The sequence below is a fragment of the Streptomyces sp. NPDC017979 genome (assembly GCF_044328175.1).
In the GTDB taxonomy this organism is placed as follows: domain Bacteria; phylum Actinomycetota; class Actinomycetes; order Streptomycetales; family Streptomycetaceae; genus Streptomyces.
In genome coordinates, this window is sequence record NZ_JBIRGU010000008.1 from 67,795 (window position 1) to 79,515 (window position 11,721).

Annotated in this window: 8 protein-coding genes; 5 read left to right on the top strand and 3 right to left on the bottom strand. The window is 70.1% G+C overall.

What is annotated here, in order from left to right; all coding sequences use genetic code 11:
* Positions 1–215 precede the first annotated feature (215 nt).
* The 4 genes from ACH4E8_RS21250 to ACH4E8_RS21265 all read left to right on the top strand — a co-directional run bounded on the left by ACH4E8_RS21250 (position 216) and on the right by ACH4E8_RS21265 (position 6,824).
* Positions 216–2,717, top strand: a complete 2,502-nt coding sequence (locus tag ACH4E8_RS21250) for a hypothetical protein (RefSeq protein WP_398450407.1) — start codon at positions 216–218, stop codon at positions 2,715–2,717.
* Positions 2,714–3,706 (top strand): phosphotransferase family protein, encoded by a 993-nt coding sequence (locus ACH4E8_RS21255; RefSeq protein WP_398450409.1) that lies wholly within the window; start codon positions 2,714–2,716, stop codon positions 3,704–3,706. The genes ACH4E8_RS21250 and ACH4E8_RS21255 overlap by 4 nt, the downstream gene beginning before the upstream one ends.
* 2 nt (positions 3,707–3,708) lie before the next feature.
* Positions 3,709–4,707: a phosphotransferase family protein gene (locus tag ACH4E8_RS21260; RefSeq protein WP_398450411.1), complete on the top strand. Its 999-nt coding sequence runs from the start codon at positions 3,709–3,711 to the stop codon at positions 4,705–4,707.
* Positions 4,708–5,108: 401 nt separating this feature from the next.
* A complete protein-coding gene (locus ACH4E8_RS21265) occupies positions 5,109–6,824 on the top strand; it encodes an FAD-dependent oxidoreductase (RefSeq protein ID WP_398450413.1) in 1,716 nt (571 codons plus the stop codon).
* Positions 6,825–6,995: 171 nt separating this feature from the next.
* On the opposite strand, the gene ACH4E8_RS21270 is transcribed toward ACH4E8_RS21265, so the two are convergent.
* The 3 genes from ACH4E8_RS21270 to ACH4E8_RS21280 all read right to left on the bottom strand — a co-directional run bounded on the left by ACH4E8_RS21270 (position 6,996) and on the right by ACH4E8_RS21280 (position 11,255).
* Positions 6,996–8,048 (bottom strand): nuclear transport factor 2 family protein, encoded by a 1,053-nt coding sequence (locus tag ACH4E8_RS21270; RefSeq protein WP_398450415.1) that lies wholly within the window; start codon positions 8,046–8,048, stop codon positions 6,996–6,998.
* Between the two features lie 156 nt (positions 8,049–8,204).
* On the bottom strand, positions 8,205–9,176 hold the full coding sequence (locus ACH4E8_RS21275) for an endonuclease/exonuclease/phosphatase family protein (protein ID WP_398450417.1): 972 nt from the start codon (positions 9,174–9,176) through the stop codon (positions 8,205–8,207).
* A 111-nt stretch (positions 9,177–9,287) separates the two neighbouring features.
* Positions 9,288–11,255, bottom strand: a complete 1,968-nt coding sequence (locus ACH4E8_RS21280) for an amino acid transporter (protein WP_398450419.1) — start codon at positions 11,253–11,255, stop codon at positions 9,288–9,290.
* 373 nt (positions 11,256–11,628) lie between these two features.
* Between ACH4E8_RS21280 and kdpF the strand changes: the two genes are divergently transcribed.
* A complete protein-coding gene (kdpF, locus tag ACH4E8_RS21285) occupies positions 11,629–11,718 on the top strand; it encodes a K(+)-transporting ATPase subunit F (RefSeq protein ID WP_328624913.1) in 90 nt (29 codons plus the stop codon).
* Positions 11,719–11,721 lie beyond the last annotated feature (3 nt).

Genomic DNA, 11,721 nt, shown 5'->3' on the forward strand with positions numbered 1-11,721 from the left:
CGGACGGAATCGTATCCTTGATCTGTCAACGGAGTCCGTCGAAAGCCGAGTTGCTTGACCTGGTGCCACCACCTCCGACTGTGCCGGGGGCGCGAAAGCAGCGCGCCGGCGCGCGCAAGCGGCGCCCCGTCCCGTGCTGCGGATTCCGCTTTCCGCCCGCGCCGAGGGTGGATACCCTGCCCTCGCCTGGGCGCAGCGATACAGGGGGAGTCAGTATGTCCATCAGGCCGCAGTACCGGCGTGTGTCCGCGCTGCAGCGACAGTTCTTCAACCGAGAAGGCACGCTTGCCGCCTACGACGAGGAGCTGGGGGCCATCGGCGACGGTCCACGCATCCTGAACGTCGTCGGCGTCGGCGGCATCGGGAAGTCCCGACTGCTCCAGGAGTTACGCAACCGCAGCCCGGAGGGCTGCCGCACCGCCCGCCTCGACCTGCAATTGCCGACCATGCGTCAGCAAGAGGACGCCCTCGCCGTGCTCCGGATGGAGTTCGGGGCGCAGGGGGTGCGGTTCGACCGGTTCGACATCGCCTACGCCGTGCTCTGGCAGCGCGTGCACCCCCAGCTGCAACTGAACCGGCGGAACACCCCCTTCGCGGAGGAGAGCGACATCCTGACGCGGATCCTCGACGACGCGATGGGCATCCCGGTCTTCGGCACGGCAGCCGGCCTGGTGCGGCTCACGGGTCACGCGGTCAAGAACCGCCAGCGCCGTCAGCGGATCGAGTCCGATCCCACCCTGAACGAACTCGACGGGCTCAGCAACGCGGAGTTGGGCCACGCGGTCTCCTACCTCTTCGCAGACGAACTGCGGGCCTCCACGGACGAGGCGTCCTACGTCGTGTACGTCGATGCCTACGAGGCGCTCGTCCCCACGCCCCTGCCCGGCGGTCGCAGCTTCGGCACCGACGCCTGGCTGCGCGACCTGCTCGGCCAACTGCACGGCGGGTTGACCGTGCTGGCCAGCCGCGAGCCCTTGCCTTGGGCGGCGTACGACCCCGAATGGGAGTCGGTGATCAGGCGGACCGACATCGACGGCCTGCCCATGGACGCCCGTCTCGAACTGCTCGCCCAGGCAGGCATCACGGAAATCCCCCGACAGCGTTCGATCGCGGAGGCCAGCGAAGGCGTGCCCTTCTACCTGCATCTGGCGGTCGACACCCATCTGCAGAACGCGGCACAGCAGGAGCACTCCGCCACCTCCGAGGAGATCGTCCAAAGGTTCCTCCAGCACGTCGCCCCGGACGAGGTGCGCATCCTGGAACTGCTGAGCGCGGCCAGGACCTTCGACTTCGGGGTGTTCCAGGCCATCTCACGCGCCTTCGACTTGCCCGCGAACCTACTTGTCTGGGAATCGCTCACCGCCTACTCCTTCGCCTACCCCCTGCCCGACGACTGGTACCGGCTGCACCAGTTGATGATCGGAGCCCTGCAACGACACCGGTCACCTGCGGTCCAGCGACAGGTGCACGGTGTACTGCGCACCCACTGGGAGGGGCTCGCCGATCAGATGGAAGGCGGTGCGGGACCGAGTGGGGGCAGGGCCCGTCTCTCGCCCCTGCGCGAGGCCGTTTACCACGGGCTGCTCGCTGCCGACATCACTCCGGAGGAGATTCAGCGGCATGCCGACCGGGCCGTCGTGCTGAGCGGCCGGCAAGCCGTCGACGGCATTGTGAAGGACCTCAGGCAGTACCTGGCGGAGACGGTCGGGGAACGGGGCGAGGCGGCGCCGGCAAGCTTCCACGACGCCGCGGACTGCCTCGACGCCGAGTCGAAACTGGAGATGGGCAACGCCGCGGGCGCCATTGCACTCACTCCGCATCTGGACCGGCCGGTACGGGACCTGGTGTCCGCGAGGCTCGCACTCGCGGGCGCCAACGCCCGCCGCATCGCCGGTCAGAGCAGTCTGGCGGCCACGATCTTCGAACGCGTCTGGACGGAGCACGGAGGCGAGGCACGCCCCGCCGCCGGCCTCTGCGTCGCCGACCTCCGCATGTGGCAGGGCGACTTCCCCGGAGCGTTCTCGCTGGCGGAAGAGGTGCACGGGATCTGCACCGGCGACGAAGCGGTCATCCGGGGCGATCTCAAGCGACTCATGCACCTAGGGCACCGCTTCCTGATGGACTTCGACAGCTCAGGGCAGCTCCTCGCCGAGGCCGAGGCCGAGTACCGGGCGTCGAACGCGCTGGTGGGCCTGGCGAACGTGCTGACGAACCGGGCCGAGCTGTACGCCTTCACGGATCCGCAGGCCGCGGTGGAGGCCGCATCGACGGCGTTGGAGGTGCAGCGTGACTTCGGGGCGCAGCATGAAATCGGCAAGGCGTACACCGCCATGGCCATGGCACAGACCCGCCTGGGGCAGTACGACCGGGCTTCGTCCTCCTTCCTGAACGCCAACACAGCCCTCGACCGGGCCGGTTACCGCTCGGGCCGGGCTCGGGCCGATATGTTCCGGGCCTTCCTCCTGCTGCGGCAGGGCGATCGGCAGGGCACCCGCGAACTACTGGTGCACGCGGCCCGGGAATTCGTGGCCTGCCAGGTCTATCCCTCGCTGATCCTGGCGATCCATCGGGCCGCCGAGCGGATCGGCATCGACGATCCCGAGCTGGTGACGCTCGCCGACCGGGCTCGCCCCGTCGTGCGTCCGCTCACCACCCTCGACGAACTCCAACGGCGCACCGACTCCGTCCTCGCCACGTTCCTGGAGGTGGGCGCGTGAACTGGCGGGCGCTGTACGAGGAAGCCCGACGCTCGGGCGAAGTCGCAGCCGGCTATTACAACCGGAACGTCGGCGTGCCGACACCCGACGGGAAGGTGAACGTCCGCATCCCCATCGACGGCGCGGACGTCATGGACGTGCGGGTGTGGCACGAGGAGGACGTGCTCGCGTGCATCCGGCCGTACGTCTCCCGCGCACCCGAGCTGCGCCATGTGTCGCCGACTCCCCGCTTCCAGGTCCACCACTTCATCGAGGGCCGGGTGTTGGACGGATTCTCCCCGCGGGGGAGCGCGGTACCGGACCATGTGATCGGCGACGTGGTGGACGTGATGGACCAACTCGCCCGCATCCCGCAGGAGAAGGCACTGCCGCTGCCGGCCGACTGGCCGGCCTCAGGTGACAGCGGTGGGTTCGGCCGGCTGCTGGCCCGACTCACCCGGCAGATCCACGACGCGCACCGGGAAGCGTACGGTCCGGTGTTCGCCGCCTTCAGGATCCCGGACGAGCCGCTCGCCGTCCTCGAACCGCGGTGGGACGCGTTGACCGGTCGACCGTTCGTCGTGCTGCACGCCGACCTCCACCGCAAGAACATGATCGTCTCCGGCGGTGCGACTTGGTTTCTGGACTGGGAGTTGGCGTTGTGGGGTGACCCCCTCTACGAGATCGCGGTCCACTTCCACAAGATGGACTACCCCGACCACCAGCGCGCCGAGGTCCTGAAGAAGTGGCGCAGTCGGCTGCCGGCGAGGTGCACGGCCGGGCCGGACGCGGAGTTGGACCTGTACTTGGCGCACGAGCGCGTCAAGTCGGCGATCGTCGACACGATCCGCTACTCGAAGCAACTCGCGGGGGCGGACGAACGCGTACGGGCGTTCCTCGTCGGTCGTTTGGCACGGAAGGTGAACGCGGCTCGGGCGGTGTGGGGCGAGGCTCCCACCCTGACTCCGGAGCGGGTTGCTCGGGTCCTGGCGCCGTGGGTAGAGAGATAGACATGGACGCCATGGCGCTGTACGAAGAGGCATGCGCGCACGAGAACGCGCTGTCAGGGTTCTACAACCGCAACGTACGGGTGGAGAGCGGCTCCGGGCCCGTACTGGTGCGGATTCCGGGCCCCGGTGCAGAGCCGATGGACCTCACCCTCTGGCCGGAGCCCGACGTGCTGGAGGCGATCCGGCCGTACGTGACCCGGGCGCCACGGCTCGTGCACGCCGGCGTCGATCCGGTCTTCCAGATCCACGAGTTCATCGAGGGGCGCCGGGTCGACGAGATCGCGCAGGACCGCAAACCGTTGCCGGACCTCGTCCTCGACGGTGTGGAGCAGTTCTTCGCGGAGGTCCTGGCGGTGCCGGCTGCAGCCCTCGGCGCCGCGCCGGCCGATTGGCCGGGAGACGGGGACACCCGGGGATTCGCCCGGCTCGTCCTCGGCTTCGCTCGAGGGCTACGGGATCGGGCGGACGCTTCGACGAATGCCCTGTACCGAGCGCTCGGCGTGCCTGACGACCCGTGCGGGCTGCTTCTCGAACGTGCGGACGTAGAGCTCGTCCAGCGGCCCTTCCGGTTGCTGCACGGGGACGTCCACCGGAAGAACATGATCCTCTCGGACGGGGCTGGTCTGGTCGTCCTGGACTGGGAGCTCGCCTTGTGGGGGGATCCCGTCTACGATCTCGCCGATCACCTGCACAAGACGGCGTACACGGCGTCGGACCGCGCCAGGGTCATCGCGGGTTGGGAACGGGCGGCCCCGGTCGACTGCCGGGCCGGAGCAGCGGCCGGACTAGCCTTCTACCTCGGCTGCGAGGAGATGAAGTCCGCCCTGGTGGACACGGTGCGCTGGGGGCGTCGCATCGCCGCGGCCGAAGTCGACCGCGAACGCCGGGTGCTGGCCGAGGAACTGCGCGCGAAGCTCCTCGCGGCGGGCGAGCACTGGGTCGGCGGTCCGACGCCCGATGCAGCCGAGATCGAGGAAGCGGTGCTGCGCCTGCTGGGGTGAGAGTGCGCCTGTGACGTCACCTGTACGTCGAAGCCCACCGCCAGCCACGCGCCCGCATTGCCCTCGCCGACCCCTGACTGCCCCGCCTGACACCTGGCCCCGCCCTCGCAGGCAACCTCGGTGGGGAATTCGCCCTCTTCTTGATTGAACGTCAGCCGGACGGAGGTCACGTCCGGAGGTGAGGGCTGCCCTGACGGCGTTCGTGGGGCCGGTCCTGGAATCGGACGTAGTTGCATATGTTGCAACCAATCACGATTTCAGCGATAGATCTGGCATCTCAAGTCATCTAGGTATTGCGCCAGTCATATGCCCATGCCTTAGTGTCACGTCCAATCGCGTTCGAACGCGATCGATCATCGATCAACTCCCTGTCTCAGCAGACTCCTTGGAGGAGTGTGAGCATGAGCAAGAAGAACTCCGATCGACCCCTAGGCCGTCGTTCCGTCCTGACCGGTGCCGCCGTCGTCGCCGGTGGTGCGGCCGTGGCCGCCGCGTTGCCCGCGAACGCGCGGGCAGCGGTCGGCGCGTCCGGGACGGGCGGTGCCGGCGGTGCCGGTGCGACCTCGGCGCTCGCCGATCTGGTCGACGTCGCTCCGCAGGACCCGCGCTACCCGGACCTGGTGCGCGGGACCAATCAGCGCTGGGTCGCCAGCCCCGAGCAGGTGCGGCTGGTCACCACGCCGGACCAGGCGCTGCGGGCGGTGCGCGAAGCGGCCTCCGCGAACAAGCGGTTGACCGTGCGCAGCGGCGGCCACTGTTACGAGGACTTCGTCTTCAACAAGGACGTGCAGGTCGTCGTCGACCTGTCGGCGATGAACCAGGTGTACTACGACACCCAGGAGAGCGCCTTCGTCGTCGAGGCCGGGGCGTCCAACCTCCAGGTGTACGAGACCCTCTACAAGCTGTACGGGGTCACCATCCCCGCGGGCTCCTGCGCCTCCGTCGGCACCGGCGGTCACATATCCGGCGGTGGCTACGGCCTGCTCTCCCGGCTGATGGGGCTGACCGTCGACTACCTGCACGGCGTCGAGGTCGTCTGCGTCGACGCGAACAGAAACGCCCACCTGGTCAAGGTCACCCGCAACACCCCCGCCGACACCCCCGAAGGCGCCCGCAAGCGGGACCTGCTGTGGGCCCACACCGGAGGCGGCGGCGGGAACTTCGGGCTGATCACCCGCTACTGGCTGCGGGACCCCAAGGCGCAGGGCACCAACCCGGAACAGGCGCTGCCCAAGCCGCCCTCCGAGGTCCTGGTGCACGCGGCGTCCATCAAGTGGAACCAGGTCACCCAGGGCTCCTTCACCCGACTGGTGAGGAACTGGGGGACCTGGCACGAGCAGAACAGCGCGCCCGACTCGCCCTACCGCTCGCTCTTCGGGCTGCTGAAGCTCAACCACATCTCCAACGGGCAGATCGGTCTGATCACCCAGATGGACGCCACCGTCCCCGACGCCCGCGGTCTGTTCGACCGGTACATCCAGGCCGTGTTCGCCGGGGTCAGCGCCCCGCTGGGGGCGATGACGACGCGCATGGGGGAGCACCAGGCCCTCGTGCAGTTCCAGGAACCGCGCCGGCTCCCCTGGTACATCGCCACCGACTCCCTCAGCGGCGGCAGCCCCCACCTGTACGGCAAGTACAAGTCGTCGTACGCGAAGAAGGGCTTCTCCGACTTCCAGATCGCGGCGCTGTACAAGCACCTCTCCAACACGGCGTACCAGAACGGCGACGCCCTGGTGCAGGTCGACTCGTACGGCGGACAGATCAACACCGTCAAGTCCGCCGACACCGCGGTGCCGCAGCGCGACTCCGTGCTGAAGCTGCAGTTCCAGACCTACTGGACCGACCCGACCACCGAAGCGGGTCACGTGCAGTGGATACGGGAGCTGTACCGGGACATGTACGCGGAGACCGGCGGCGTACCCGTACCCGGGCCGGTCAACGACGGCTGTTACATCAACTACCCCGACAAGGACCTAGGAGACCGGGCCTGGAACACCTCGACGACGAGTTGGCAGAGCCTGTACTACGCGGGCAACTACCCGCGTCTACAGCAGGCCAAGAAGGCGTGGGACCCGACGAACTTCTTCCACCACGCCCAGTCGATCCGCCTGCCGTAACACCGACCGGATCGCGTAAGCCCGGACTCATGCCCCTGCGTCCGGGGTTGCCGACACACCTCGGTGGATCGACGACCTGCATGTGAACACACGCGGGCCGGGACCGCTTCCCAGCGGTCCCGGCCCGTCGTGCTGCGTCGCGTCATGCCGCTCTGCGTCCTGCTGCGACGCCTACTGACCGGCGGCCGGCGGCGTGCACGGCTGGGTCGGGCCCGACGGCGGGAAGAGCAGGGCGCGCAACTCGCGGATCTCGCACTCGGTGGCCACCAGGTCGAGCGTCTCGAACGCCAGGTCCCACTCGACCGCGCCGGCCGCATCGCGGGTGAAGCGCTCGGTGATGCCGTACGTGATGTCCCGGTTCTCGGGTCCGACGACGGCGCGCCCCACCCACTCGCGGTAGGTCACGTCGCCCCGGCGCACGGTGTGGCCGGGCGTCAGGTTCAGTGCGTGAGCCTGGGTGAAGAAGCGCTCCAGATAGGCGCGGGCGTCCTGTCGGTTCACCAGGGGGGCGTCGAGGCCCGGCCCGGTGAGCTTCGCCAAGTCGTCCACGCCCGCCACCAGCGCCGCGGAGTCCCGGGTGTTCCACGCGGTGAGCCGGTCGTCGGTGCGGGGCTGGGCCGGCGGCACCGGGGTCAGGCCGGCGAAGAGCTTCGGCAGCGTGGGCGCCATCGTGCGGAAGAGCTCCGTCTGGTCCCAGAAGCGCCGCCCCTGCGCCACGTTGCTGCCGTCGAGCACCAGCCGGTGGGTGGTGATGTAGTTGAAGGGGGTCCTCGTCTCCGTGCCCCCGGACTGGTTTCGTACGGCCACCGTTCCGGTGTTGCGGGCCTTCACGTACACCACCCGGCCGTCCTTCGACGACACCGTGCCCGGCAGGGGCTCGAACTTGTAGTCCGGCACCTCCTTGAGGAGGCTCTTCATCTGGGCGCAGATGGCCGCAGCGCCGATCGGCGCCGCCAGACCGGTGTCCATCAGCGTGCCGTCGGGGGTGAAGAGTTGCATGTACGCCTCCACCGTCGGCTGCTCGCCCCACGCCTGGTAGTCGGCCATGAAGGCGGCGGCGTCGGGCGGCAGCGGCGCGCGCTCGGCCCGGGCCGCGGGCGCCGGGGTGGAGTACGACGCGCACGGGTCGGCGGGGCCGGTCGCCGAGGCCGTGCCCGAGCCGAGCGGGACCAGGGCGGCGGCGGTGGCGAGGACGAGGAGGGAGGTGGTGAGGCGGCGTCGCATGGTGCGCTCCTGGGCAGGTGGGTACGGGGGCGTGCGCCCGGCTGCGGGCCGTTCGCCCGTGCCGTGCCCACAGTCTGTCGTTGCCTCCGCCACCTGGGCGATTACCTCTGACGTCATGGTCAACGACCCGTCAAGTGCGCTTGTGGAGCGGCCCATTCAGAAGGCGATGCGGGCACGGACGGGCAGGTGGTCGCTCCCGGTCCGCTCCAGGGTCGAGACCTGAGTGACCTGCCCCGAGCGCACCAGCACCTGGTCGATCCGGGCGAGCGGCCGGGATGCCGGCCAACTGAAGGCGAACGGGTCCTTCGGAGCGTTCAGTTGGGAGTGGACGGGATCGAGTCCGCGGTCCCGGGTGGTGGAGTTGAGGTCGCCGAGCAGCACCAGCCGCTCCACCTCCTCCGCGCGGATCGCCGCCGCCAGCAGCCCGGCGCTCTCGTCGCGGCGTTCGGTGGTGAAGCCGGTCGCGGACACCCGCACCGACGGCAGGTGGGCGACGTACACCGCCACCTCGCCGTGCGGGGTGCGCGCCGTCGCCCGCAGGCCCCGGTTCCACCCGTCGGGGATGCCCTGCGGCTTGACGTCCACCGGGCGCGCGTCCACGAGCGGATGGCGCGACCAGAGGCCGACCGTGCCGACGACCGCGTGGTGCGGGTACTCGTCGGCCAGCGCCGTGCGGTACGCCTCGCGGGTGTCGTCGGTGACCTCCTGGAGTGCGACGAGGTCGGCCCGCTCCCGCACCAGCGCCCGCGCCGTCCCCGCCACGTCCCGGTTCTCGTCGCTGACGTTGTGCTGGAGCACCGTGAGGTCGTACGCGGCGTTCTCGTCCGCGAAGAACGTCCCGCCGTACGCGACCGTCCACGCCGCCACCGGCAAGAGCGCCGCGCCGACCGCGACCGCCGAGCGGCGCACCAGCGCGACCGGCACCAGCGGCAGCACCGCCAGGCCGAGCCAGGGGAGGAAGGTCTCCAGCAGGCTGCCCAGGCGCGGGCCGCCGTTCGGCACCAGGCCGGGGAAGAGCAGCAGCAGCGACGTCAGCAGCCCCGCCGCGGCCGTCGCGCACTCCCACGTCCCGAGCCGGCGCCAACGGCGCCCGCGCCCGTCCTTCGCGGCTTCCTTCGCCCGCCCCATGAGCGTCCCCAACCCCAGACATCAGTAGAAGTCAAAAGTTCAACGTATCGTCCACGACGACGTCGGCCGAAGGGCGGGCGGTTGCGCCGACGGGAGGTCGGCCCGTGTGCATCAGCCCACGTGGACGCGGGGGCGGCGGGCCGGGTCGGGCTCGGCGCGGCGCAGCACCTCGCGGGTCACCGGCGCCGTCTCGCCCTCGCCGAAGACCAGGAACTTCAGCAGGTGGCTCACCGGGTGGCCCTCGGTCCAGGTGAAGTACGCGTGCGGCACCTCGCCCGTGCGGTCCCGCAGCCGCATCAGCACCGCCGCGATGGTGTTGGGGACGGTGGGGCCCGACACCCGCAGCCGGCGCACCCCGTGCGCCTCCGAACCGCGGACCGCCAGGTCCTCGGTGAAGTCGGAGGAGTCCCGGATGACGACTTCGAGGAACAGCACCGGGCGCCGGCCCGGGAGGTGGGTGTCCTCGCGCTTGCGGTACTCCGCGGCCCGGTACTCCGACTTGGTGTGCACGCTGGGGTCGTGCGCGATCAGCCGCAGCGGACCGCGCGCCGCCGCCTCGTCGATGAACCGCTCCGCGGTCCGGTCGAAGACGACGGCCTCCGCGCGCAGCTCGAAGGAGCGGTGGATCCGGGAGGCGAAGGAGGTCACCAGGATCGCGAAGATGAACAGGCCGGCGATCTTGATGCCGTCGGGGCGCTCGATCACGTTGGTGACCGTGGTGTAGAGGAACACGGCCGTGATCAGGCCGAAGCCGACCATCGCCCGGTGGTCGCCGCTGTGCCGGGCGAAGACGGTCACCGCGAGCGCCGCGGAGAGCATCAGCACCAGGACGCCGGTGGCGTACGCGCCGCTCTGTCGGTCCACGTTCGCGTCGAAGTAGAGCGTGATGCCGACGGCGATCGCCATGAAGACCAGCACGAGCGGGCGCACCGCCCTGGTCCACTCGGGTGCCATGCCGTAGCGGGGGAGGAAGCGCGGGACCAGGTTCAGCAGCCCGGCGAGCGCGGAGGCACCCGCGAACCACAGGATGCAGATGGTGGAGACGTCGTACGCCGTGCCGAAGACCTCGCCCAACTCCTGGTGCGCGAGATAGGCGAGGGCGCGGCCGTTCGCGGGGCCGCCGGACTGGAAGTCGCCCTCCGGGATCAGCATCACCGTGGCGAGGCTGGACAGCAGGAGGAAGCTGCTCATGATGAGCGCGGCCGTGGTCAGCAGCTTGCGGGTGTCGCGGATGCGGCCGGCCGGGTTGGCGTACGTGTCCGTCGCATCGCCCTTGATCTGCGGCATCACCGCGACGCCGGTCTCGAAGCCGGACATGCCGAGCGCCAGCTTCGGGAAGACGATCAGCGCCACCCCGATCATCGCCAGCGGCGAGGAGTGCTCGCCCAGCATCGCGTGCCACCAGTCGCCGACGACGACCGGGCCGGTCGCCACCCGCCACGCGGACGCCGCGATCACCACCAGGTTCAGCAGCAGGTAGACCGAGACCAGCGGCACCGCGACGCCGATGGCCTCCCGGAAGCCCTTGAGGAAGACCGCGCCGAGCAGGCCGATGAGGCAGAGCGTGATCCACAGGTTCTCGCCGTGCAGCCAGCCGGGTGCGTAGGGGTTCTCCACGATGTGCGCGGAGGCGTCCGCGGCGGAGAGCGTGATGGTGATGATGAAGTCCGTGGCCGCGAACCCCAACAGCACCAGGACCAGCAGCTTCCCCGTCCACCACGGCAGCAGCCGCTCCAGCATCGCGATGGAGCCCTCGCCGTGCGGGGAGCGCCGGGCCACCCGCCGGTAGACCGGCAGCGCGCCGAAGAGCGTCAGCGCGATCAGCACCAGGGTGGCCAGCGGGGAGAGCAGCCCGGCGGCGAGCACCGCGATGCCGGGGGCGTAACCGAGGCTGGAGAAGTAGTCCACACCGGTCAGGCACATCACCCGGTACCAACGGTGGCCCTTGGCCTCGGCGGGCGGGGTGCCGTGCGGGCCGGGGTGCCGGGCGGTCTGCTCGCTCAGTCCCTGGAGCAGCCAGGAGCGGCAGCGGGCCGCGGCGCCCGTCGCGCCGGCGCTGCGCGGCTGCGTCTCGGCCATGCGCGCTCCCTGTCCCGGGCCGGAAGCCGGCGGATCGGCCCTTCGACCCGACCCGCCGCGCACCGCACCCTCGTACCGCACCGACGGCCCCCTGACCTGCGGACCGGCGGCCTCGGGGACATCCTCACCCGACCGCGCGCTCCCGGCAGCACGTACGGACTCCGTACAGGTTGCGTCAAGAGGGCTGACCGCGCCGTATGGGACGTGTCAACGCGGGGCGGCGAACCCCCCGAAAGGAGGTTTCCTCGAACAGTCCGAAAACCGTGCAGTTCCGATCCGAGCAGGAGTTCACGATGGCCGACCTGGCCTTCGTCGTCACCACGATCGCGGTGTTCGCGCTGGTGGCTCTCATCGCCAAGGGGGTGGCGAAGCTGTGACCGTCGAAAACGTCGTCGGCCTGATCGTCGCCGTCGCCCTCCTGGGCTATCTCGTCCTCGCCCTTCTGTACCCGGAGAGGTTCTAGCCC

Coding starts and splice junctions, on each gene's coding strand:
- ACH4E8_RS21270 (WP_398450415.1), bottom strand. CDS start 8,048: ATGCGACGCCGCCTCACCACCTCCCTCCTCGTCCTCGCCACCGCCGCC.
- ACH4E8_RS21265 (WP_398450413.1), top strand. CDS start 5,109: ATGAGCAAGAAGAACTCCGATCGACCCCTAGGCCGTCGTTCCGTCCTG.
- ACH4E8_RS21260 (WP_398450411.1), top strand. CDS start 3,709: ATGGACGCCATGGCGCTGTACGAAGAGGCATGCGCGCACGAGAACGCG.
- ACH4E8_RS21250 (WP_398450407.1), top strand. CDS start 216: ATGTCCATCAGGCCGCAGTACCGGCGTGTGTCCGCGCTGCAGCGACAG.
- ACH4E8_RS21280 (WP_398450419.1), bottom strand. CDS start 11,255: ATGGCCGAGACGCAGCCGCGCAGCGCCGGCGCGACGGGCGCCGCGGCC.
- ACH4E8_RS21275 (WP_398450417.1), bottom strand. CDS start 9,176: ATGGGGCGGGCGAAGGAAGCCGCGAAGGACGGGCGCGGGCGCCGTTGG.